The following is a 22,623-nucleotide window of genomic DNA, read 5'->3' on the forward strand; positions in this document are numbered from 1 at the left end:
CGAAGCGTCGCCCGGTCCGCTTCCACGGCCTCCGGGCAGAAGCCAAATCTACGGGCTTATCAGGGCTTGCGTATAACGCAGAGCATTGGCACGACAGTCATTGCGCCAGCAACCTGCGCAACTCCGCCAGCACCGGTGCCGAATCCGGCCGCACGCCACGCCACAACAGGAAGGCTTCTGCCGCCTGCTCAACCAGCATCCCCAGCCCATCAACCGACTGCGCTGCGCCATGTTCGCTAGCCCAGCGGCAGAAAGCGGTAGGCTCTTTGCCATACATCATGTCGTAGCAAAAGGTCGCGCCGGGCTGGACAAGGTTCGGGGAAACAGGCGGCAGCTCCCCGGCCAAGCTGGCGGATGTAGCGTTGATGATCAGGTCCACCGGCTCTTCCAGCCAGTCAAAGCTGCTGGCAAACACCGGACCGAGATCAGCAAACTCCTCAGCCAGTCGCTCGGCTTTCTCGACGGTACGATTGGCGATCACCAGCACAGCGGGCTGTTCCGCCAGCAACGGCTCCAGCGCCCCACGAACGGCGCCGCCAGCGCCAAGCAACAGAACGCGCCGACCGCGCAGCTCAACTCCACAATTTACTGTCAGATCACGCACCAACCCGGCGCCGTCGGTGTTGTCACCCAGCAGCGTGCCGTCATCGAGTTTGCTCAGTGTATTGACCGCTCCCGCACGCTGGCCTCGCTCGGTCAGGCTGTCGGCCAGACGATACGCCTCTTCCTTGAACGGCACCGTCACATTGGCGCCGCGCCCGATCTGGAAAAACGCCTTGGCGAACACGGTGAAATCATCCAGCGGCGCCAGCGAAGCGCGGTAATCCAGCGATTGTCCGGTTTGCTCGGCAAACAAACGGTGGATCAAAGGCGACTTGCTGTGACCGATTGGATGACCGAAGACGACGTACTGGTCCATCAGTTTTCTGCCAACCAGTCGCGATCAGTCAGGAAATACTCGGTCAGGCGCGCCTCTTCGCTGCCCGGCGCGGCTTTCCAGTCATAGCCCCAGCGAACCTGCGGCGGCAGAGACATCAGGATCGATTCGGTACGGCCACCCGATTGCAGACCGAACAACGTGCCACGGTCATACACCAGGTTGAACTCGACGTAGCGCCCGCGACGGAACTCCTGAAACTCGCGTTGCTGCACGGTATAAGCCGCAGCCTTGCGACGCCGCACAATCGGCAGGTAGGCATTGATAAATGCATCACCGATGGCGCGAATGAACGCGAAGCTGGTGTCGAAATCCCACTGGTTCACGTCATCGAAAAACAGACCGCCAATACCCCTTGGCTCGTCGCGATGCTTGAGGTGGAAGTAGCTGTCGCACCATGCTTTGTAGCGCGGGTAGACATCATCGCCGAAGGGCGCACAGGCACGCTCGGCAACCCGGTGCCAATGCACGCAATCTTCCTCGACGCCGTAGTAAGGCGTCAGGTCGAAACCGCCACCGAACCACCAAACGGCCTCTTCACCTTCTTTCTCGGCAATGAAAAACCGTACGTTGGCGTGAGAGGTGGGCACATGCGGGTTATGCGGATGGATCACCAGCGACACGCCCAGTGCCTCGAAACCACGCCCGGCCAGCTCCGGCCGATGCGCACTTGCCGACGGCGGCAGGTTGCTGCCAAATACATGGGAAAAGTTGACGCCGCCTTTCTCGATGACCGCGCCATTCTCGATCACTCGCGTGCGACCACCGCCGCCTGCCGGACGTGTCCAGGCATCTTCCACAAAGTGTGCGTTGCCATCTTCCTGTTCAAGCGCGGTGCAGATACGGTCTTGCAGGTCGAGCAGGTAGGCTTTTACGGCCTCGGTACGGGTACTCATGAGGATCCCTTACGGCTGACGTCAAACGGCTGGCCCCGGAACAGAAGGGGCGCAGGCAAATTGGCGCGTAGCATACCATCGGCAGCGCGGGCTGGCAGTTGACGAAGGCCGGGGGAAAGAGTCCGATGGGTGCCTTGGCAGCCTTTTAACCATCAAGGAGAGAGCACATGGCAAAGCGTATCCAGTTCAGCATGGTCGGAGGACCCGAGGTTCTTGAATATGTCGATTTCGAGCCGGAGGCTCCGGGGCCGCAGGCGGTTGTTGTGCGCAACAAGGCGATTGGCCTGAATTTTATCGATACCTATTACCGCAGCGGGCTTTATCCGGCGCCGTTTCTGCCATCCGGTCTTGGTGCCGAAGGGGCCGGGGTGGTCGAGGCAGTGGGCAATGAGGTAACGCGCTTCAAGGCAGGTGACCGGGTTGCCTATGGCACCGGCCCTCTGGGCGCGTACAGCGAAGTGCATGTGCTGCCCGAGGCGAATCTGGTCAAGCTGGCCGACTCGGTGAGTTTCGAGCAGGCCGCTGCGCTGATGCTCAAGGGCCTGACCGTGCAATACCTGTTGCGCCAGACGTATCAGGTGAAGCCGGGCGAGATCATTCTGTTTCATGCCGCCGCAGGCGGTGTCGGCTCGCTGGCCTGCCAATGGGCCAAGGCGTTGGGCGCCAAGCTGATCGGCACGGTCAGTTCGCCGGAGAAGGCTGCACACGCCAAGGCGCTCGGTGCCTGGGCGACTATCGATTACAGCCATGAAGATGTCGCCAAGCGCGTGCTGGAGCTGACCGACGGCAAGAAATGCCCGGTGGTCTACGACGGCGTGGGGCAGGACACCTGGCTGACGTCGCTCGACAGCGTGGCACCGCGAGGGCTGGTGGTGAGTTTCGGCAATGCATCAGGGCCGGTATCCGGCGTGAATCTGGGCATTCTGGCGCAGAAGGGCTCGGTGTACGTGACCCGCCCTACATTGGCCACCTACGCCAACAATGCGCAGAACCTGCAGACCATGGCTGACGAGCTGTTCGACATGCTCGCCAGCGGCAAGCTCAAGGTCGATGACATTCAGCAGTACGCGTTGAAGGATGCCGCCAAGGCACAGACCGAGCTCTCGGCGCGGCGCACCACCGGCTCGACCATCCTGATTCCTTGAACGAGCGTCAGCCAGCGCGCATCACCTGGCCGGTTGCGATATCACGGATCACGCTGGGGTTTCGGCGGCCGCCCAGGCTGCCGCCGAGTACGCCGTCGATCTGCCCGCGAAAGTACTGCTCGACGCGCAACCGCGAACGCGCAGCCGGGCGACCTGCCGGGTTGGCCGATGTGGAAATCAGCGGGCCGACCAACGCACACAACTCGCGCACGGTAGGGTGATCGGTGACACGCAGCGCCACGGTTTCGTGAATGCCGGTAATCCACTCGGGTAGCAGGTTCTGATGCGGCACCAGCCATGTATTGGGCCCCGGCCAGGTGCTGGCCATGCGGTCGAGCCACAGTTCGGGAAAGTCTTCGAACAAAAAGTCGAACTGACGAATGTTATCCGCAATCAGGATTAGGCCCTTTTCCACAGGCCGCGACTTGATCGCCAACAGACGATAAACCGCTTCCTCATCCCAGGGATCACACCCCAGCCCCCAGACTGCTTCGGTCGGGTAGGCAATCACGGCACCGGCTCGAATATCCTGAGCGGCTTGTTGCACGCGCCAACTGCTGACCATTGTTTGTCTCTCCGCTAAATCCTGGCAGCAGTTTAACCTCAGGGCGCTCTGGCGAACCATCGTCCCGCTTCACTGCTTATCCTTCCGTCCAGTTCCAGTTCAGTCAGGCCCGCCAAGACCTTGGGCAACGGCCAGCCGCTGGACACCGACAGCCCTTCGCTGGTGTGTGGCGCGGCATGCAGCAGGGCCAGCAATGGATGGTTGCAGGGCGCTGCTCTAACAGGCTCGGGGGCAACACTGGGCGCCATGCTCCTCCAGTGTTGCAAGCCTTCAAGTATGTGGTCGACAGTCTCGACCAGCGTTGCGCCATCGCGTATCAATTGATGGCAACCCTTCGCGCCCGGATGGTGGATCGAGCCCGGAATCGCATAAACCTCTCGGCCATGCTCGGCTGCCAGTCGTGCGGTAATCAACGAACCGCTGGCTAGGCTGGCCTCGACTACCAGCACGCCGAGCGACAGGCCGCTGATGATCCGGTTGCGCCGCGGGAAGTTGCTGGCCTGCGGCCCGGCGTCCAGCGGGAACTCGGAAATCACTGCGCCGCCCTGCGCTGCCATCCGGTCTGCAAGCGCACGATGCTGCTGTGGATAAAGTTTCTCGAGCCCTGTGCCGAGCACTCCGATTGTAAGCCCGTCGACATCCAGCGCGCCCTGATGCGCGGCGCCGTCAATGCCGCGAGCCAGACCGCTGGTGATCACAAAACCGGCGCCCGCGAGGCTGCGTGCAAATGCCGTGGCGGTGTCCAGTCCGGGCCGCGATGCGCGGCGACTGCCAACCATGCCCAGCTGCGGGCGCTCCAGGATCGAAGGGTCGCCGGCGACGAAGATTAGCGGCGGCGGGTCGGCGATCTCGGCCAGTAAGGCGGGGTAGCAAGGGTCGTCCCACATCAGTAAATGCTGGCCCGGACGCTCTAGCCAGGCCAAAGCTGCACTGGCGCCGTCACGCACCGAGGCATCACGACGGGCTTCGGCACACGCGCTCGGTATACCCAACGCCCGCCACGCGCTGGCGGGCGCGCTCAAGGCCGAGGAGGCCGAGCCGAATGCATCGATGAGCCTGGAAAAGCGCTTCGGCCCTACCTCAGGCAGGCGGTGTATACGCAAACGGGCTTCCAGCTCTGCGGGCGAAGAGAGGGCGTTTTCGAACAATGGCATGAGATCGTCCCTGATCCATTGTGCATCTCAGATGATGCACAAACCTGTGGATAACTCTGTTGACAACAATTTGATAAGTACCTGGTTCGTCAGGCAAATACGTGTCGATACTGAACACGGCTTTACGGGTTGCGAACCTTGTCCATGATGGCCAAAGATCGATTGGCTTGCAGGACCAAGGCGTAACTAAGCTTGTCGTACGTGCGGAAAACCATCAGCAAGCCCGCCCGTTCGTCGGGGATTTTCACAAGATCGCCTGTGATTCGGTCGCGTACCGTTTCGCTGGTCTTGTAGATCGCGAGTACGTTGCCTTCAGTCAGGCCGTCACGTTTGCCTTTGTTGAGGGTGACGACATCCAGCACGCCGACTTGGGTCACGCCGCGCGGCACATCCAGAATCAAACCATCTATGGGGGTCTGCGGGGCGCTGGGCAGAAACGTCGAGTTGATCGAACGTTCTTCGCTGGCAAACAGGCGGTCACCCAGACGCACTTCCTGAGTGGAACGCTGCAAGGTCAGGGTCGAGATGTCGCCTTCAGTGGCAACTACTTCGGCGCTGCCAACGTCGTCGGCGTTGATCCCCAGCACTTCTTTGGTCTGCGGGTCGGTGTAGATCTTGCCCTGCCGAAAGATGCCATAAACGCTATGCGACGGGTCCAGCCAGCCGCGCGCATACGCTCGATCACCGGCGCCGCTGAGCACGCGCTCGGCATTGCCTGCGACGATGTAGGGTGCCTTATCGAACTGCTCGGCACTGTCGACGATGCGGTTGCTGATCAAAAAAGCGTTGATCGCGCCCAGGGGTATGCTCGGAATGGCCTGGACCATCGGCGTGCTGCGTACATGCGGTGACAATTTTATAGTGCCGCGCGACTCGCCGCGATTGAGCGTTACCCGTGGCTGACCGTCCACCCAGGTCAGTGCCAGGGTATCGCCTGGATAGATAAGGTCAGGGTCGCGAACCTGTGGGTTGGCCCGCCAGATCTCGCGCCATTGCCACGGTTGGCGCAAGAACTTGCCGGAAATATCCCAAAGCGTGTCCCCGGCCACGACAGTGTAGCTCTGCGGATAGCCTTCCCTGAGTTGCACTTGCGCCTGCGCAAGACCGCTGGCGGTCAGCAGCAGCAGGGCGAGTAGTGATTTCCTCATGCGGTGAATCCCTTTATCATGTTGCCTCACGCGAACCCTAGAGTCCTGTCCTGGGCTGCCCGCCTTGAATTCCCGAGCCTGGCACCCGACATCGACTTTACCTTAACAGTGCAGCTCTTACGTATATGGCCATCCTAAACATCCTCGAATTTCCCGATTCGCGCCTGCGCACCCTCGCCAAACCTGTAGCGATGGTAGACGAAGGCATTCGCCAGTTGGTCGACGACATGTTTGAAACCATGTACGAAGCGCCTGGCATCGGCCTCGCGGCCACGCAGGTCAACGTTCACAAACGTGTGGTTGTGATGGACCTGAGTGAAGACCGCAGCGAACCGATGGTCTTCATCAACCCTGAAATCGAAAAACTGACCGACGAAATGGATCAGTATCAGGAAGGCTGCCTGTCAGTGCCAGGTTTCTACGAAAACGTCGACCGTCCGCAGAAAGTCCGCGTCAAGGCCCTTGACCGCGACGGCAAGCCTTATGAAATGGTTGCTGAAGGCCTGCTTGCCATCTGTATCCAGCACGAGTGTGATCACCTGAACGGCAAGCTGTTCGTCGATTACCTCTCCAACCTCAAGCGTGACCGGATCAAGAAAAAGCTCGAAAAACAGCACAAGCTCAACGCTTGATCCGTTGTTACCCCTAAAAGGCCTGTAGAGGCCTTTTTGTTTTCAAGAACGAGAACTCCATGACTGAGCCACTGCGCATCGTCTTCGCCGGCACTCCGGAATTTGCCGCCGAACACCTCAAGGCCCTGCTCGACAGCGCTCACCAGATCGTGGCCGTGTACACCCAGCCTGATCGCCCGGCCGGTCGCGGACAAAAGCTGATGCCAAGCCCGGTCAAGCAACTGGCGCTGCAACATGACATCCCCGTGATGCAACCGCCTACCCTGCGCGATCCTGCAGCACAGGCCGAGCTGGCAGCGCTCAGCCCTGACCTGATGGTGGTGGTCGCCTACGGTTTGATCCTGCCGCAGGTGGTGCTGGATATTCCGCGTCTGGGTTGCATCAACAGCCATGCGTCGCTGCTGCCACGCTGGCGCGGCGCGGCGCCGATCCAGCGCGCCGTGCAGGCTGGTGATGCCGAGAGTGGCGTGACCGTGATGCGCATGGAAGCTGGCCTGGACACCGGGCCAATGCTGCTCAAGGCAGTGACGCCAATCACTGCACAGGACACCGGCGGCACGTTGCATGACCGCCTGGCCGAACTGGGCCCGCCAGCTGTATTACAGGCTATTTCCGGCTTGGCGGAAGGTTCGCTGATCGGAGAGGTTCAGGACGACAGCCTGGCCAACTATGCTCATAAGTTGAACAAGGACGAAGCCCGGATCGACTGGAGCCGTCCAGCCGATGAACTGGAGCGTCTGGTGCGAGCCTTCAACCCTTGGCCGATCTGCCACAGCACCCTGAACGAAGAAACCCTGAAAGTACTGGCGGCCGATCTGGCTGAAGGGCAGGGCGCGCCGGGGACGATCCTCAGCGCCAGCAAGGAAGGCCTGATCGTCGCCTGCGGCCAGAACGCGCTGCGCCTCACTCGTCTGCAACTGCCGGGTGGCAAGCCTCTGAACTTCACTGATCTGTTCAATAGCCGCCGCGAGAAGTTCGCCATCGGTACGGTACTCGGCCAATGAACCCGCGTCTGGCCGCCGCCAAGGCCCTGGCTGCCGTACTCAGCGGCAAGGCGTCGCTGAACAGCTCGCTGCCGACCCAACTGGACAAGGTCGAACTGCGTGATCGCGGCCTGACCCAAGATCTGGCGTTCGGTACAGCGCGCTGGCAACCGCGCCTGTCGGCACTGGCAGCCAAATTGTTGCAAAAGCCGTTCAAGGCAGCCGACGCCGACGTTGAGGCGTTATTGCTGGTCGGCCTTTATCAGCTGTTCTACAGCCGCATCCCGCCCCATGCCGCCATTGGCGAAACCGTGGGCTGCGCAGACAAATTGAAAAAGCCTTGGGCCAAAGGCCTGCTCAATGCCGTACTGCGCAATGCTCAACGTGATGGCGAAGCACTGCTGATAGAGCTGGAACACGACCCGGTGGTGCGCACCGCTCACCCGCGCTGGCTGCAAAAAGCCTTGAAAGCGGCATGGCCGGAACAGTGGGAAGCCATTTGCGCGGCCAACAACGCCCATCCGCCGATGATCCTGAGGGTCAACCGCCGCCATGACAGTCGGGACCACTACCTCGAGCGGCTGAGGACAGCCGGCCTGGAAGCGAGCGCGTGTACGTTCAGCCAGGACGGCATTGTGCTGGCAGAGCCATGTGACGTGCGCTCACTGCCAGGTTTTGCCGAAGGCTGGATCAGTGTTCAGGATGAAGCCGCGCAACTGGCTGCCGACTTGCTGGAGCTGGCACCCGGCCAACGGGTGCTCGACGCTTGCTGCGCGCCCGGCGGCAAGACCTGTCACTTGCTTGAAGCCCAGCCGCAACTGGGCGGCGTGGTGGCAGTGGACCTTGAGGCCAAGCGTCTGGTGCGCGTGCGTGAAAACCTCGACCGCCTGGGCCTGAACGCCGAACTGATCGCTGCCGACGCCCGTGACACTGCAACCTGGTGGGATGGCAAACCGTTCCAGCGCATTCTGCTCGACGCCCCTTGTTCGGCCACCGGCGTTATCCGCCGCCACCCGGACATCAAACTCACTCGGCAACTCGACGATATCGCCGCGCTCGCCTCCTTGCAGGGCGAACTGCTCGACGCGTTGTGGCCTACGCTGCAGGTAGGCGGCATGTTGGTATACGCGACCTGCTCGACGCTGCCGACTGAAAACACCGAGGTCATCGAGGCGTTTCTGGCCCGTACATCCGGGGCCAGAGAACTGGACATCGCGGGGCAGGCTGGGCAGCCGCCTGCCGGCATCAAGCAACCGCACGGTCGCCAGTTGCTGGCCCAACAGGGTGGTCATGACGGTTTCTACTACGCCAAACTGATCAAGATCGCAGCGTCGCGGGAGTGAACAGTTGAAAATCATCATTCTGGGTGCAGGTCAGGTAGGCGGTACGCTGGCCGAGCACCTGGCGGGCGAAGCCAACGACATCACTGTGGTCGACATCGACGGCGACCGGTTGCGCGCGCTGGGCGACCGCCTGGACATCCGCACGGTGCAGGGCAAAGGCTCGTATCCAGCAGTGCTGCGCCAGGCCGGTGCGGATGACGCCGACATGCTGGTCGCGGTGACCAGCAGCGACGAAGCCAACATGATCGCCTGTCAGGTGGCCCACACACTGTTTCAAACGCCGACCAAGATCGCCCGAATCCGCGAAGCGGCTTACCTGACGCGTGCCGACCTGTTCGATAAAAAGGCGATTCCGGTCGACGTGCTGATCAGTCCGGAACAAGTGGTTACCAACTACATCAAACGCCTGATCGAATACCCCAGTGCGCTGCAGGTCATCGACTTTGCCGGCGGCAAGGCGCAGCTGGTAGCGGTCAAAGCCTATTACGGCGGGCCACTGGTCGGGCAGCAACTGCGCCAATTGCGGGCGCATATGCCTGACGTCGATACACGGATCGCCGCTATTTACCGACGTGATCGTGCCATTCTGCCTAGAGGCGATACGGTCATCGAAGCCGACGACGAAGTGTTTTTCATCGCCGCCAAAGCTCATATTCGTGCCGTAATGGGCGAATTGCGGCGCCTCGACGAAAACTACAAACGCATTGTCATCGCAGGCGGCGGCAATATCGGCGAGCGTCTGGCCGAAGCCATTGAAAGCCGCTACCAGGTCAAGATCATCGAAGTGAACCCGGCGCGTTGTCGCTACCTGTCGGAGAACCTCGACAGTACTGTGGTGCTACAGGGCAGTTCCTCGGATCGCGACTTGCTGCTGGAAGAAAACATCGCCAACACCGATCTGTTCCTGGCCCTGACCAACGACGATGAAGCCAACATCATGTCGTCGCTGCTGGCCAAGCGAATGGGCGCGCGCAAAGTGATGACGCTGATCAACAACGCCGCTTATGTCGACCTGGTACAAGGCGGCGAGATCGACGTTGCGATCAGCCCGCAACTGGCAACCATCGGCACGCTGCTGGCCCACGTGCGACGCGGCGATATCGTCAGCGTCCACTCGCTGCGCCGCGGCGCGGCAGAGGCCATCGAGATTGTCGCGCATGGTGATACCAGTTCCAGCAAGGTGGTCGGTCGCGCCATCAGGGACATCAACCTGCCGACCGGTACTGCAATCGGTGCAGTCATCCGCGATGATCAGGTGTTGATCGCTCACGATGTCACCGTGATCGAGTCAGGTGACCACGTCATCATGTTTCTTGTGGATAAAAAGTGCATTCGTGATGTAGAGCGGCTGTTCCAGGTGGGCCTGAGTTTTTTCTGAACAGCTTGCCATCCTGACTGAACCTCCTGCCGATGCGTCTGGTCGGTGACGCTCGTCGATCAAGGCGAATTCTCTCTGGGCGCGTGCATCACAGACACACGCGCACAAATGCCTTCACTGGCCTTTATCAGGGAGAAAACACGCTCAATGTCTCAATCCGAAGATTCCCAGGCCCCGCTTCAAGGCTCACAGACCGACGGCTCTGCCGCTGGCGGCTGGCCTGCGCTCAGTGCAGTCAACAAACACCTGTTGCACCAACATGTTTTGCTCAAGGGCAACCGAACGCTGCTGTCCATGAACAAACCCGGTGGCTTCGATTGCCCCAGCTGTTCCTGGCCGGATCCGAAGAAACCGCACACGTTTGAATACTGTGAGAACGGTGCCAAGGCACTGGCCTGGGAAACGACCAAAAAACGTGTCACACCAGACTTTTTCGCTCTGCATACGGTTAGCGAACTGGCCACATGGAGCGACCACGACCTGGAGAAACAAGGCCGTATTGCTCAGCCGATGCGCTACGACGCCGCCAGTGACAAATACCTGCCTGTCAGTTGGGACGAAGCGTTCGCCGAGATCGGCGAAGAGCTGCGCCATCTGAGCGACCCTTGGAAATTGGAGCTGTACACCTCGGGACGCACGTCGAATGAAGCCGCATTTCTCTATCAGCTGTTTGGCCGCCTGTATGGCATGGCCAATTTCCCTGACTGCTCGAACATGTGCCATGAGACCACCACGTCGGCGCTGCCCGAATCGATCGGAGTTGGCAAAGGCACCACAACGCTGGAAGACTTCGAGAGCGCCGACGCCATTTTCATCATTGGTCAGAACCCCGGGACCAACAGCCCGCGCATGATGTCCGAGCTGCGCGCCGCCGCACGCCGTGGCGCGAGCATCATCTCGTTCAACCCCTTGCGCGAAAAAGCCCTGGTGCGTTTTGCAGCACCACAGGACCCGCGCGACATGCTCAGTCGCGGCGGAGTGAAGATCAGCTCTCAATACCATCAGGTCAGAATCGGCGGCGACATGATTGCCCTGCAGGGCGTCTGCAAATTGGTTATCGAAGCGGACGATGCGGCTCAGCGTGAAGGGCTGCCACGTGTGCTTGATGTAGCTTTCATTGAAGAACACACCCACGGCCTTGAGCATTTCGCCGATTACTGCCGACAGCTGCCGTGGGAAATCATCGAGCGTCATTCGGGCCTGACGCGTCAGGCCCTGGAGGATGTGGCGGCGGTCTACATGCGTTCGGAGCGGGTAATCTGTTGCTGGGGCATGGGCATAACTCAGCACAAGCGCGGTGGCGACGCGATGCAGCAGATCATCAATTTGCTGCTGTTACGCGGCAACATCGGCAAGCTGGGCGCAGGCGCTTGTCCCATTCGCGGCCACTCCAATGTGCAGGGCGACCGGACCATGGGCATCTTCGAAAAAGCCGGCGAACCGTTTCTGGCCAGCATGAGCAAGGTATTCGGTTTCGAAGCATCCCGAAAAAAAGGGCACGCTGTGGCCGATACCTGCGAGGCCTTGTTGCGTGGCGAAGTGGAAGCGTTCATTTCCATGGGCGGCAACTTCTTCCGTGCCATTCCGGACACCGATGTCATCTGCCCGACCGTCAGCCGCTTGAAAATGACCGTGCTAGTCAACACTAAACTCAACCGCAGTGCAACGGTACATGGCCGCAAAGCGTTTCTGCTGCCGTGCGTAGCCCGCTCGGAACTGGACATGCAGAACGGTGTGGCGCAAACCATTACGGTCGAAGACTCGATGTCGATGGTGCACGGCTCGACCGGCATGCTGGAACCTGCCTCGAAAGACCTGATTTCTGAAGTGGCGATCATCGCCGGTATTGCCAAGGCGACGCTTGCACCCAACCCCAAGGTGGATTGGGACAGCTATGTGAACGATTACGCCCGTATTCGCGACAAGATCGAAGAAGTGCTGCCCGAGCAGTTTTATGACTTCAACCAGCGCATCCTCGAACCCGGCGGCTTCCGCTTGCCCAATGACGCCAGCGAGCACAAGTGGAACACCGAGTCAGGCAAGGCCAACTTCCTCTTTCCTGAAGGAGTTTACGATGAGGACGACACACCACCGGGCGCTGATCATCTGCAGTTGATGACGATCCGCAGCCATGACCAGTTCAACACCACGGTGTATTCCAACGATGATCGTTACCGGGATATATACGGCGACCGCATGGTGGTGATGCTCAATCCACAGGACATCAAGCGCCTTGGCCTCAAGGCAGGGGATTATGTCGAATTCCAGACCGCCCTCGACCCGATCACGCCACGCAGTGCAGCTGGCTTCAAGGTCATCCCGTACGATGTGCCGCAGGGTTGCTGCGCGGCGTACTACCCCGAAACCAATGGCCTGCTGCCGCTGGCGAATCGGGACAGACACGGCAATACACCCGCAGCCAAATCCATCCCGGTGAACCTGGTGCGGATGAACCCGGAAAGCACTCAGATTGCGCTGGAACGACGCGGCTTGATTGCGGCGGCCAGTTAAGGCCGCAAGGAAGGCACTATCGCGCCCATGCCCTGCGTCCCTGTCTTCCTAATACCAGCGCGCTTCGCCTGCCGGGCGTTTCTTGAAGCGTTTCATGGTCCACATGTACTGGCTCGGGTACGCCCGCACATATTTCTCGACTACTTTGCTCATCGCCGCTGCGGAGGTTTCGGTGTCGGTGCTATACATGGCCTCGGGAGCCGCTTCGAGCACTACCTTGTAACCGGAACCGTCCGGCAGGCGCATGGCGTGGAGGAATACGCCAACAGCCTTGCCACCGGCCAGCATGTTCGGCACAAACTTGCTGGTCAGGGCCATAGTGCCGCAGAAGGGTACGAAGATACCGGCCGATTCTGCCGGCTCAGGATCGGCCGGGATGCCTACCGAACCACCTTTGCGTACTTCCTTGATGACGCTGAGAATGCCTTCCTTGGTCGACGCAGCCACGCGGTTGCCTAGCTGTACGCGTTGCTTGCGCAACAGATCATCCACAGCCTTCAACTTCGGTGGGCGATAGAAAATGATCGGCTTGCACTGGCTGCAATAGAAGTGGTTGAGCACTTCCCAGTTGCCCAGGTGGCTGGTGATGCCGACCACGCCTTTACCAGACGCCAGCGCTTCCTTGAGCACGTCGAGCCCTTCGACTTCACGCACCAGGTTGATCGATTTCTGCGCAGGCCAGATCCACGCGCAGGCGCTTTCAGTGAGCGTCTTGCCGATGTCCATCAGGCTGCGGCCGACGAGCTTTTCCAGCTCGGGCTCGCTCAGCTCGGGGAAACACTTGGACAGATTGATCCGTGCCACTTCCCGCGAGCGGTTGGGCAGTTTCCACATCAGCCAGCCGATGGCAGTGCCGACCCATTGCACGGCTCGCCACGGCAACAGCGCAAACAATCGCAACGCCCCGACCATTACGGCGCCTTTGAACTTATCCACAGATGACTCCCAGATTCTCGAGGCGGGTAGTGTAACGTCAGCGGCTCAATATCGCGTATCGATCACAATCGACCGTGTGGTCCATGACCATGCCGCTGGCCTGCATGTAGGCATAACAGATGGTCGGGCCGACAAACGTGAAGCCGGATTTTTTCAGGGCCTTGCTCATTGCTTCGGCTTCGACGGTAATCGCCGGTACTTCGCTGCGGTCCTTGAAATGATTGATCTTCGGCGCGCCACCGACAAACGACCAAAGCAGGCCGACCGGGTCTTCGAGCGCCAGCCAGGCGCGCGCATTGGTGCGCACGGCCTTGAGCTTGAGGCGGTTGCGAATGATGCTCGGATCAAGCATCAACGCTTCGATTTCAGCGTCGCTCAACTGCGCTAGCCGTTCTACATCGAAGCCATGCAAGACCTCGCGATAACGAGCCCGACGCTTGAGAATCGTGATCCACGACAGACCCGCCTGGAACCCTTCGAGCAAAAGCAACTCGAAGAGCTTCTGCGCATCGCGCAGCGGCACTCCCCACTCCTGATCGTGATAAGCGATGTACAGGGGGTCTTCGTTGCACCAAAAGCAGCGTGTCATAGGGCTCCCAGGAGTGGACGTGCGGCCGAATCGGGTATACTCCCGCTCTTTGAATCGCAGCCCAGCACAGGTGAAATTTGTGAGCCAGCCTACGCCAGCCGTGCGTACCTTCCAAGACTTGATCCTCGCCCTCCAGCAATACTGGGCAGAACAAGGTTGCGTGGTACTTCAGCCCTACGATATGGAAGTAGGCGCCGGCACGTTCCACACTGCCACGTTTCTGCGCGCCGTAGGCCCGGAAACCTGGAATGCCGCTTACGTACAGCCAAGCCGTCGCCCGACTGACGGCCGCTATGGCGAAAACCCGAACCGCCTGCAGCATTACTATCAGTTTCAGGTGATTCTCAAGCCGAACCCGGACAACTTCCAGGAGCTGTACCTGGGCTCGCTCAAGCACATCGGCCTCGACCCGCTGGTGCATGACGTGCGTTTCGTCGAAGACAACTGGGAATCGCCGACGCTGGGCGCCTGGGGTCTGGGCTGGGAAATCTGGCTCAACGGCATGGAAGTCTCGCAGTTCACCTACTTCCAGCAGGTCGGCGGCATCGAGTGCTACCCGGTTACCGGCGAAATCACCTACGGCCTCGAACGTCTGGCGATGTACCAGCAAGGCGTGGATTCGGTTTACGACCTGGTCTGGGCTGACGGCCCGTTCGGCAAAGTGACCTACGGCGACGTGTTCCACCAAAACGAAGTGGAACAGTCGACCTACAACTTCGAACACGCCAACGTCGACAAACTGTTCGAGCTGTTCGATTTCTACGAAAGCGAAGCCGCGCGCCTGATCGAGCTGGAGCTGCCGTTGCCGGGCTACGAAATGGTGCTCAAGGCTTCGCACACCTTCAACCTGCTGGATGCCCGTCGCGCTATTTCCGTGACCGCGCGTCAGCAATACATTCTGCGCGTACGCACGCTGGCTCGCTCGGTGGCTCAGGCCTACCTGCAAGCCCGGGCCCGTCTCGGCTTCCCGATGGCGCCGCCCGATCTACGCGATGAAGTGTTGGCCAAGCTGGAGGCAGCGCAATGAGTGCTCAAGATTTTCTGGTCGAACTGGGCACTGAAGAACTGCCACCCAAGACCCTGGTTTCCCTGGCTGAGGCGTTTCTGGCCGGCATTGAAAAAGGCTTGCAGGGCGCAGGCCTGACGTACAGCGCCAAACAGGTCTACGCCGCACCGCGTCGCCTGGCGGTGCTGATCACCGCACTGTCCACGCAACAACCGGACCGCAGCGTCAACCTCGACGGTCCACCACGTCAGGCAGCGTTCGACGCCGACGGCAACCCGACTCAGGCAGCCCTGGGCTTTGCCAAGAAGTGTGGCGTCGACCTGAGCGAAATCGATCAAAGCGGCCCGAAACTGCGTTATAGCCAGACCATCCTCGGCAAGCCGACGATGTCTCTGCTGCCGACCATTGTCGAAGATTCGCTGAACGACCTGCCGATTGCCAAGCGCATGCGCTGGGGCGCTCGCAAGGAAGAGTTCGTGCGGCCGACCCAATGGCTGGTGATGCTGTTCGGCGATCAGGTCGTTGATTGCACGATCCTCGCCCAGAGCGCCGGGCGTCATTCTCGCGGCCATCGCTTCCACCACCCGGAAGACGTACGGATTTCCTCGCCTGCCGGCTACCTCAGTGACCTGCGCGCCGCTCATGTACTGGCCGACTTCAACGAACGTCGCCAGATTATCAGCAAGCGCATCGAAGAACTGGCAACCCAACAGGAAGGCACCGCCATCGTGCCGCCAAGCCTGCTGGATGAAGTGGCCGGTCTGGTCGAGTGGCCAGTGCCGCTGGTGTGTTCGTTCGAAGAGCGCTTCCTCGAAGTGCCGCAGGAAGCCCTGATTACCACCATGCAGGACAACCAGAAGTACTTCTGCCTGCTGGATGTCGATGGCAAGCTGCTGCCGCGCTTCATTACGGTTGCCAACATCGAGAGCAAGGACCCTGCGCAGATCATCGCCGGTAACGAGAAGGTGGTTCGTCCACGCCTGACCGATGCCGAGTTCTTCTTCAAGCAGGACAAGAAGCAGAAGCTGGAAACCTTCAACGATCGCCTGAAAAACGTCGTGTTTCAGGCCCAACTGGGCAGCGTCTACGACAAGGCCGAGCGCGTTTCGAAGCTGGCGGCTTACATCGCACCACGCATTGGCGGCGATGCGCAGCGCGCAGCGCGGGCTGGCCTGTTGTCCAAGTGCGACCTGTCGAGTGAGATGGTCGGCGAGTTCCCGGAAATGCAGGGCATTGCCGGTTTCTACTACGCCAAAGCCGATGGCGAGGCAGAAGATGTCGCGCTGGCGCTCAACGAGCAGTACATGCCTCGCGGTGCAGGTGCCGAACTGCCGACTACGCTGACCGGCGCTGCCGTCGCCATCGCCGACAAACTGGATACGCTGGTCGGTATTTTCGGTATCGGCATGCTACCCACCGGCAGCAAGGACCCGTATGCACTGCGTCGCGCGGCACTGGGCATCCTGCGTATCCTGATCGAGAAGAAGCTCGACCTGAACCTGGTCGACACCGTGAAATTCGCGGTCACGCAATTCGGTACGAAGATCAAGCCAGCAGGATTAGCGGAACAGGTACTCGACTTCATCTTCGACCGCCTGCGTGCGCGTTACGAAGACGAAGGCGTCGATGTGGCGGTGTACCTCTCGGTGCGTGCCCTGCAACCTGCCTCGGCGCTGGATTTCGATCAGCGTGTCCAGGCGGTTCAGGCGTTCCGCAAACTGCCGCAAGCTGCTGCGCTGGCCGCTGTGAACAAGCGCGTCTCGAACCTGCTGAGCAAGGCCGAGGGCAACATTGCCCAGACCGTCGAGCCCAAGTACTTCGACAACGCCAACGAGTTCTCGCTGTACTCGGCAATTCAGCAGGCAGACCATGCGGTTCAACCAATGGCAGCAGAGCGTCAGTACAGCGAATCGCTGGCGCGTCTGGCCATGCTGCGTGAGCCTGTCGATGCGTTCTTTGAAGCAGTGATGGTCAACGCGGAAGACGCCAAAGTGCGCGCTAACCGTTATGCCTTGCTGTCGCGTCTGCGCGGGTTGTTCCTCGGCGTTGCCGATATCTCGCTGCTGGGCTGACAAGGGGTCGACGTTGAAGCTGCTGATACTCGACCGGGACGGTGTGATCAATCACGATTCCGACGCTTACATAAAATCGGTGGAGGAGTGGTTGCCGATTCCGGGTTCGATCAAGGCTATCGCAGATCTGAGCAAAGCCGGCTGGACAGTGGCAGTCGCCACCAACCAGTCCGGCATTGCCCGAGGTTATTACGACCTGGCCACCCTCGACGCCATGCATGCGCGCTTGCGCGAACTGGTGGCCGAGCAGGGGGGCGAGGTAGGTCTGATCGTCTACTGCCCACACGGGCCGGACGAGGGCTGTGAATGCCGCAAACCCAAGCCCGGCATGCTGAAGACCATTGCTCGCCATTACGCAGCAGACCTCAAGGGCCTGTGGTTTGTGGGCGACAGCAAAGGTGACCTGCAGGCCGCACTGGCCGTCGATTCTCAACCTGTGTTGGTCAAGACCGGCAAAGGCCATAGAACGATGGACGGCGACGTGCCTGAAGGCACGCTGATTTTTGACGATCTGGCGGCGGTTGCCGCAGAACTTATCCACACCAGCGCTTCACTGAACAGCTGACCTGTCAGGTTCAGGACGCTCAATGAGCGGGCACCTGCCCGTACGGTAAACGTAACTATGTCGATCATGCAGGCAATCAGGACTTTCTTCTTTTACCTGTTGCTGGGCACCAGCTCGCTACTGTGGTGCACATTGAGCTTTGTCATTGCGCCTTTTCTGCCGTTCAAAGCCCGCTATCGGTTCATCAACGTCTACTGGTGCCGCTGCGCGCTCTGGCTGACCCGCGTATTTCTGAACATCAAGGTTGAAGTGACCGGAGCAGAAAACGTACCGAAGACACCCTGCGTGATCATTTCCAATCATCAGAGCACATGGGAAACCTTCTTTCTGTCGGCGTATTTCGAGCCGCTGAGCCAGGTCCTCAAGCGAGAACTTCTCTATGTACCTTTCTTCGGCTGGGCAATGGCGATGCTGCGCCCCATTGCGATTGACCGCGACAACCCGAAGGCTGCACTCAGGGAAATAGCCAAGAAGGGTGACGAACTGCTCAAGGACGGTGTATGGGTACTGATCTTCCCCGAAGGCACACGTGTCCCTTATGGCCAGGTCGGCAAATTCTCGCGCGGCGGCACGGCATTGGCGGTCAATGCCGATTTGCCGGTTCTGCCAGTTGCCCACAATGCAGGCAAATACTGGCCTCGGGACGGCTGGGCAAAGAAGCCCGGCACCATCCAGGTGGTTATCGGCGAACCGATGTACGCAGAAGGTACCGGCCCACGCGCGATAGCAGCCTTGAATGACCGTGTGCAGGCCTGGAACGAAGACACACAACGAGCAATGGGCTCGCCCGTCACACCCGCGACGAACACAGAAAAGGTGCCTGCGTGATTTTGTGGATAACCTGTGTACCGTTTTTTTGAAAACACGTGAAATAACCGTCTAACTCGCTAATTTATATGCATATTTTTTCAAGCTATAAAAACCGGAAAAACGTGCATAAGTTTTAGTGATGTACCAGAAACCGACCAGAACAGGTCGGTTTTTTTGTGGGTTGAGGCTACGTCCCAAGCACAATCCGCTCATGACTGCATGCCTGCAAACACGCCTCATACGACGTTACCGCACCAATGAGAACATCAGCGTGCCGTATCCGAGCTGATCGTAACCTCCGCTGTTGGGGCTGTAGTCACCGCCGCCACCCTCGACCCTGACACGACTGGCAAACGACTCAACGTTGGGCGCCTTGATGCGTTTCAACACAACATAATGGTTGTAAAGCAACTCCCAGATCGGACGCTCATCGCCTCGAAATTTCTCGGAGATAACGTTTTGCGTGCCTATGCTGTTGGTATACGGCGTGAAGGGTACGTCATGGTCAAGGTTATAACGGGCCACGTATTCAGCGCCTGCCAGCACACGATTATTGTCATAGCCAAACAGGTCGTCTCCTTGATTCCAGGCCATCTGGCAAAATGATCCGAGCAACGCGATGTCCAGCATAGTGTGGGCCTGGTCCCTGCCACTTTCCTGCACCTGACCGAGTAAAGGGTTATAGAGGTGCCAGACGGCATGACCCATGGAGCCATTGCCAGCACCCGTCTTGAAATAATTGACAGCCTCATCGTAAATGTCGCGCCGATCCGTCAAAACGCCGATCGCCAGCATGGCGTTCATGTTCGCGAGGTCCCAGTTGGCCCAGTGATGGTCGACCAGAGCGTTATCGTGATGGACCAGAAAATCGTGGTTCATCGGATAGAACTTCGTCAGCATCATGCTCTGGAAACGCCGAAAATCCGCCGGTGCCCAATGAGGATAATCACGCAGAATTTCTGCCGCATTTGCCAACTGATAACCATACAGACCAGAGGCAAGATAACGGTCGCCCGAGCCTTCGATCGATGTCAGAGTCGAAGACCATTGATTCAGGATGTCGACTGCATTGGCTCCGTAGGCATCGTCATGCGAGATCTTCCAGCGCAAGGCCAGCGCGTAGGCGGCTGCGACATCATTGAATAACGCGCTGTAGTTTTCCTTGTGCTGGTGGTCCATTCCCCGATAAACCACAGCCTGAGGGTTCGGCTTCCAGCCGAGTGACGCATGACGGTTGTCGATAAGCTTTTGCCAGCCGGCACGCCAGGGTTGGTCATTTTGAGCGACCTTGGTTCGCACGCGCTCCAGGTCGGACTTCGAGTGCAGCAAACCCGGGTGTATGAACGGCTGGGTATCCATTTGCGCTGCACTGCAGTGCGCAGCGACAGACAGCAGAACGCCCAGTAACAGACCGCTCGAACGTGACTGTTTTTTCAGCTTGATACTGCATGATAGTTTCAATGACATACCCGTCCACAATCGATTTCAGTTGATGTAATCGGTGCAAACCATCCCGGTGACGTTCAGTTATCAGGCGACTGCCGATAGGCACTGAGTTTTTCCATGATCGCTCCGGCAGCTTCCAGTTGCTGGCGCTCCTCGTCGGTCAGGCAAGCTTCAATGGCTTCGCCAAGCCACTGATCGCGCTGGTCTCGGCTGGTCTGCAAAATCGCTTTGCCTTTTTCTGAAAGACCAATCCATGTACGGCGTTTGTCCTGCGTGTCCGGGCTGCGTGTGATCAGCTCGCGAGCGTCCAGTTCTCTCAGTAGGGAGGCCAGATTCGACGATTGCATGTTCTCGGCTTGGGCGATTTTTGAGGGCGTTGCAGTGCCGTTCATGCGGTCAATGGCGCTCAGGACCAACATTTGTGACCAGCTTTCCGGATGATTCTGTGCCTCTTGACGAAGACGTTTGCTCAGCCGGGTCAACTGTTCACGTAATAACGAAATGCTCATTGGCAAACTCCAGATAGCGATAAAGCTGGTGATCAGGCAATACGTCTTTTCATTTCTGCAAGCGCGTCGTCATGTGTGCGTTCAAACTTCAAGGGGGTTGCAGTGATATGCCCAGCCGCCAGCCCGGCTGTTTCAGTACCTGGCTGGTCACACGTTCGGTGTCGTTCCAGACTCAGCCAATAGTATTCAATGCCCCTGGGGTCACACGCTGAACTGACGGCCACGCCGTCCATGCGACCCGCACCCTGGCATGTCAGCTTCAAAGGGCGCACGGCGTTCAATGGATGATCCGGGAAATTGACGTTCAGGCAGACATCGCGTGGCCAACTCATGTCCATCAGCTGGGTAATGACGCCTGGACCATATCGGGCTGCGACTTCCCAGGCGATGGGCATATTCTTGGTGGTTGCCTGACTTAGCGCGATAGAGGGAATATCGAACAAAAGACCTGTCATGGCCGCTCCGACGGTCCCCGAAAAAACTGTTTCGACGCCAAGATTAGCGCCCTTGTTGACCCCTGATAAAATCACGTCAGGCCTGTCGTGGCTAAGCAAATGACCTAATGCCATAGCCACGCAGTCGCCGGGAGTGCCCGTCACCGCGAAACGCCGCTTGCCGTGGAAGCTGAGCCGCAGAGGCGTGTGCAGGCTCAACGAATGCGAAGTACCGCTCTGATCAAGCAACGGAGCTACTACCCACACCTCTTCAGCGAGCTGACAGGCAATGCGTTCCAGAATTTCGAGGCCCGGCGCGTTGATACCATCGTCATTTGTAAGAAGAATCCGTTTGAATCTAGGGGTGCAGGCAGGCATGAGTCTTCTCCCATCGATCGCTATTTGAAAAAGCACAACGCTCCTTTATTTGCCTATATTTACATAGCTAAAAACACATAGGTATCCTTACACGGAAATTTCATGTTCCGTCCAACGAGCAGGCTCGGACAAACGCGGGGAGGGGTGAGGCAAAAAAGAGTATCGACCTCTATGGAAATCGAAGCAGCCGACGTCAGAAACGCTGCTGAAAACTGCAAATCTCTTTGAGCGCGTTTTTTAAAAGGCTCGAGACTTCTCGGATTCGAGAGCGACGCATGCCATGATCGCCACGTCAGGATCTATCCGGAATCAGGCTGTGCAGCTCAAACTGCTAACCATGCACGTATTTCGTTTCGGCCCAGGAAGATCCGCACCATGGCTAAAGACATTACGCAAAAAGTCAAAACACTGATTATCAGCGCAAAGGCAAAAGGTCATTTTGTAGTAGAGGCCACTGCGGCTCGCTTACTCGATGACCCCACTTCACTTGATTATCAGATCAATCTCATCGGTGCTTTACACGAAGTCCAAGCCTTGAGGAATGTCCTGAAACCTTACTGGCAGATGCTGCGAGTGGATGAGGAGGGGTGGGCACTTCAATGCCTGTCACGTCTACTTGCTTATGACCACGATGGCTGGGCCTTAGCTGCGCTGCTGGGGCTATCACATGATGTGGCGGTCAGCAGCGCTAAAAAACTGGGTCTTCAAGTCATCACCATGAGAAGGTCAGATCAGTGGGACCAGTCGCCTTTGCATATCGCCAGCATGACCCTGCCGGTAAAACCAGGTTGCGAGAAAATGCTGACACCATTGCTGGAGCTGGGCTGGAACTCCAAAACCGATGAGCTTGTGGATTGTGTTCGGGCTCGCGCGGTATTGCTCGCAGAGCAGTCCACACATGAAGGTTCTCTAATCGGGAAAGGAAAAATTTCTTATTTCTGCCGCGCGTCGCTCCCTTACGGCATGTGGCGTTCACTGTCTGGTTTGTTTGAAATCAATAGAGAAGAAATTCTGCCTAATCATCAATATGTGGTTAGTTGTGACGATGTCGGAGTGATCCAGATGCCAATGCAGGACTGATCCATTCGATACTCAGGAACCCTTAGGGAAAACGGCAGGCTGATCGATTTGGTGTACAGCACCGGATCTTAGGGCCGGAAGGAAGCGATCTCACGAAACCGCTAGG

21 protein-coding genes are annotated in these 22,623 nt (G+C 58.8%); 11 read left to right on the forward strand and 10 right to left on the reverse strand.

Annotated elements, in window-relative coordinates:
* Positions 1–97: 97 nt before the first annotated feature.
* Together aroE and hemF are read right to left on the reverse strand one after the other, a co-directional pair.
* The gene (gene aroE, locus ALO43_RS27085) at positions 98–919 is read right to left on the reverse strand and encodes a shikimate dehydrogenase (RefSeq protein WP_005894754.1); all 822 of its coding nucleotides are present in this window, start codon (positions 917–919) and stop codon (positions 98–100) included.
* The gene (gene hemF, locus ALO43_RS27090) at positions 919–1,833 is read right to left on the reverse strand and encodes an oxygen-dependent coproporphyrinogen oxidase (protein WP_005894756.1); all 915 of its coding nucleotides are present in this window, start codon (positions 1,831–1,833) and stop codon (positions 919–921) included. Before hemF ends, aroE begins: the two co-directional genes overlap by 1 nt.
* 167 nt (positions 1,834–2,000) lie before the next feature.
* Here hemF and ALO43_RS27095 point away from each other — a divergent pair, with 167 nt between their 5' ends.
* Positions 2,001–2,978, forward strand: coding sequence for an NADPH:quinone reductase (locus ALO43_RS27095; RefSeq protein ID WP_054998424.1), 978 nt, complete (start codon positions 2,001–2,003; stop codon positions 2,976–2,978).
* Between the two features lie 7 nt (positions 2,979–2,985).
* Here ALO43_RS27095 and ALO43_RS27100 read toward each other — a convergent pair whose 3' ends face one another.
* The 3 genes from ALO43_RS27100 to ALO43_RS27110 all read right to left on the reverse strand — a co-directional run bounded on the left by ALO43_RS27100 (position 2,986) and on the right by ALO43_RS27110 (position 5,845).
* Entirely contained in the window at positions 2,986–3,543 is a 558-nt protein-coding gene (locus ALO43_RS27100; RefSeq protein WP_005894760.1) for an L-threonylcarbamoyladenylate synthase type 1 TsaC, read from the reverse strand.
* A 38-nt stretch (positions 3,544–3,581) separates the two neighbouring features.
* Entirely contained in the window at positions 3,582–4,697 is a 1,116-nt protein-coding gene (gene dprA, locus ALO43_RS27105; RefSeq protein WP_024669991.1) for a DNA-processing protein DprA, read from the reverse strand.
* A gap of 122 nt (positions 4,698–4,819) precedes the next feature.
* A complete protein-coding gene (locus tag ALO43_RS27110; RefSeq protein WP_024669990.1) occupies positions 4,820–5,845 on the reverse strand; it encodes a LysM peptidoglycan-binding domain-containing protein in 1,026 nt (341 codons plus the stop codon).
* Positions 5,846–5,970: 125 nt separating this feature from the next.
* Between ALO43_RS27110 and def the strand changes: the two genes are divergently transcribed.
* The 5 genes from def (at position 5,971) to ALO43_RS27135 (ending at position 12,692) form a co-directional block, all read left to right on the forward strand.
* Positions 5,971–6,477: a peptide deformylase gene (def, locus tag ALO43_RS27115; protein ID WP_005894766.1), complete on the forward strand. Its 507-nt coding sequence runs from the start codon at positions 5,971–5,973 to the stop codon at positions 6,475–6,477.
* A gap of 59 nt (positions 6,478–6,536) precedes the next feature.
* A complete protein-coding gene (gene fmt / locus ALO43_RS27120; RefSeq protein ID WP_024669989.1) occupies positions 6,537–7,481 on the forward strand; it encodes a methionyl-tRNA formyltransferase in 945 nt (314 codons plus the stop codon).
* Positions 7,478–8,803, forward strand: a complete 1,326-nt coding sequence (gene rsmB / locus ALO43_RS27125) for a 16S rRNA (cytosine(967)-C(5))-methyltransferase RsmB (protein ID WP_005894771.1) — start codon at positions 7,478–7,480, stop codon at positions 8,801–8,803. Before fmt ends, rsmB begins: the two co-directional genes overlap by 4 nt.
* A gap of 4 nt (positions 8,804–8,807) precedes the next feature.
* The gene (trkA, locus tag ALO43_RS27130; protein WP_005894773.1) at positions 8,808–10,181 is read left to right on the forward strand and encodes a Trk system potassium transporter TrkA; all 1,374 of its coding nucleotides are present in this window, start codon (positions 8,808–8,810) and stop codon (positions 10,179–10,181) included.
* Positions 10,182–10,328: 147 nt separating this feature from the next.
* A complete protein-coding gene (locus tag ALO43_RS27135) occupies positions 10,329–12,692 on the forward strand; it encodes an FdhF/YdeP family oxidoreductase (RefSeq protein ID WP_054998425.1) in 2,364 nt (787 codons plus the stop codon).
* Between the two features lie 48 nt (positions 12,693–12,740).
* Here the strand turns inward: ALO43_RS27135 and ALO43_RS27140 are convergent, their stop codons facing one another.
* On the reverse strand, positions 12,741–13,628 hold the full coding sequence (locus ALO43_RS27140; protein WP_054998426.1) for a lysophospholipid acyltransferase: 888 nt from the start codon (positions 13,626–13,628) through the stop codon (positions 12,741–12,743).
* A gap of 37 nt (positions 13,629–13,665) precedes the next feature.
* Positions 13,666–14,217, reverse strand: coding sequence for a DNA-3-methyladenine glycosylase I (locus ALO43_RS27145; protein WP_005894779.1), 552 nt, complete (start codon positions 14,215–14,217; stop codon positions 13,666–13,668).
* A gap of 79 nt (positions 14,218–14,296) precedes the next feature.
* Here ALO43_RS27145 and glyQ point away from each other — a divergent pair, with 79 nt between their 5' ends.
* The 4 genes from glyQ to ALO43_RS27165 are packed head-to-tail and all read left to right on the forward strand — an operon-like array spanning position 14,297 to position 18,688.
* Positions 14,297–15,244, forward strand: coding sequence for a glycine--tRNA ligase subunit alpha (gene glyQ, locus ALO43_RS27150; RefSeq protein ID WP_003379468.1), 948 nt, complete (start codon positions 14,297–14,299; stop codon positions 15,242–15,244).
* Positions 15,241–17,295 (forward strand): glycine--tRNA ligase subunit beta, encoded by a 2,055-nt coding sequence (gene glyS, locus ALO43_RS27155; RefSeq protein ID WP_024669986.1) that lies wholly within the window; start codon positions 15,241–15,243, stop codon positions 17,293–17,295. Before glyQ ends, glyS begins: the two co-directional genes overlap by 4 nt.
* Positions 17,296–17,308: 13 nt before the next feature.
* On the forward strand, positions 17,309–17,860 hold the full coding sequence (gene gmhB, locus ALO43_RS27160; protein WP_005894783.1) for a D-glycero-beta-D-manno-heptose 1,7-bisphosphate 7-phosphatase: 552 nt from the start codon (positions 17,309–17,311) through the stop codon (positions 17,858–17,860).
* Positions 17,861–17,917: 57 nt separating this feature from the next.
* Positions 17,918–18,688 (forward strand): lysophospholipid acyltransferase family protein, encoded by a 771-nt coding sequence (locus ALO43_RS27165; protein ID WP_005894785.1) that lies wholly within the window; start codon positions 17,918–17,920, stop codon positions 18,686–18,688.
* A gap of 228 nt (positions 18,689–18,916) precedes the next feature.
* Here ALO43_RS27165 and ALO43_RS27170 read toward each other — a convergent pair whose 3' ends face one another.
* Genes ALO43_RS27170 through surE form a run of 3 tightly spaced genes read right to left on the reverse strand, consistent with a single transcriptional unit; the run spans position 18,917 to position 21,437 of the window.
* Entirely contained in the window at positions 18,917–20,137 is a 1,221-nt protein-coding gene (locus ALO43_RS27170) for an alginate lyase family protein (RefSeq protein ID WP_054998427.1), read from the reverse strand.
* Between the two features lie 56 nt (positions 20,138–20,193).
* Entirely contained in the window at positions 20,194–20,625 is a 432-nt protein-coding gene (locus tag ALO43_RS27175) for a MarR family winged helix-turn-helix transcriptional regulator (RefSeq protein WP_054998428.1), read from the reverse strand.
* Positions 20,626–20,657: 32 nt separating this feature from the next.
* A complete protein-coding gene (gene surE / locus ALO43_RS27180; RefSeq protein ID WP_054998439.1) occupies positions 20,658–21,437 on the reverse strand; it encodes a 5'/3'-nucleotidase SurE in 780 nt (259 codons plus the stop codon).
* A gap of 375 nt (positions 21,438–21,812) precedes the next feature.
* On the opposite strand from surE, the gene ALO43_RS27185 reads away from it, so the two are divergent.
* Positions 21,813–22,517: a hypothetical protein gene (locus ALO43_RS27185; protein WP_054998429.1), complete on the forward strand. Its 705-nt coding sequence runs from the start codon at positions 21,813–21,815 to the stop codon at positions 22,515–22,517.
* The last annotated feature ends 106 nt before the right edge of the window (positions 22,518–22,623 follow it).

The sequence above is a fragment of the Pseudomonas tremae genome (assembly GCF_001401155.1).
GTDB classification, from domain to species: Bacteria; Pseudomonadota; Gammaproteobacteria; order Pseudomonadales; family Pseudomonadaceae; genus Aquipseudomonas; species Aquipseudomonas tremae.

Coding starts and splice junctions, on each gene's coding strand:
- aroE (WP_005894754.1), bottom strand. CDS start 919: ATGGACCAGTACGTCGTCTTCGGTCATCCAATCGGTCACAGCAAGTCG.
- hemF (WP_005894756.1), bottom strand. CDS start 1,833: ATGAGTACCCGTACCGAGGCCGTAAAAGCCTACCTGCTCGACCTGCAA.
- ALO43_RS27095 (WP_054998424.1), top strand. CDS start 2,001: ATGGCAAAGCGTATCCAGTTCAGCATGGTCGGAGGACCCGAGGTTCTT.
- ALO43_RS27100 (WP_005894760.1), bottom strand. CDS start 3,543: ATGGTCAGCAGTTGGCGCGTGCAACAAGCCGCTCAGGATATTCGAGCC.
- dprA (WP_024669991.1), bottom strand. CDS start 4,697: ATGCCATTGTTCGAAAACGCCCTCTCTTCGCCCGCAGAGCTGGAAGCC.
- ALO43_RS27110 (WP_024669990.1), bottom strand. CDS start 5,845: ATGAGGAAATCACTACTCGCCCTGCTGCTGCTGACCGCCAGCGGTCTT.
- def (WP_005894766.1), top strand. CDS start 5,971: ATGGCCATCCTAAACATCCTCGAATTTCCCGATTCGCGCCTGCGCACC.
- fmt (WP_024669989.1), top strand. CDS start 6,537: ATGACTGAGCCACTGCGCATCGTCTTCGCCGGCACTCCGGAATTTGCC.
- rsmB (WP_005894771.1), top strand. CDS start 7,478: ATGAACCCGCGTCTGGCCGCCGCCAAGGCCCTGGCTGCCGTACTCAGC.
- ALO43_RS27135 (WP_054998425.1), top strand. CDS start 10,329: ATGTCTCAATCCGAAGATTCCCAGGCCCCGCTTCAAGGCTCACAGACC.
- ALO43_RS27145 (WP_005894779.1), bottom strand. CDS start 14,217: ATGACACGCTGCTTTTGGTGCAACGAAGACCCCCTGTACATCGCTTAT.
- glyS (WP_024669986.1), top strand. CDS start 15,241: ATGAGTGCTCAAGATTTTCTGGTCGAACTGGGCACTGAAGAACTGCCA.
- ALO43_RS27165 (WP_005894785.1), top strand. CDS start 17,918: ATGTCGATCATGCAGGCAATCAGGACTTTCTTCTTTTACCTGTTGCTG.
- ALO43_RS27170 (WP_054998427.1), bottom strand. CDS start 20,137: ATGTCATTGAAACTATCATGCAGTATCAAGCTGAAAAAACAGTCACGT.
- ALO43_RS27175 (WP_054998428.1), bottom strand. CDS start 20,625: ATGAGCATTTCGTTATTACGTGAACAGTTGACCCGGCTGAGCAAACGT.
- surE (WP_054998439.1), bottom strand. CDS start 21,437: ATGCCTGCCTGCACCCCTAGATTCAAACGGATTCTTCTTACAAATGAC.
- ALO43_RS27185 (WP_054998429.1), top strand. CDS start 21,813: ATGGCTAAAGACATTACGCAAAAAGTCAAAACACTGATTATCAGCGCA.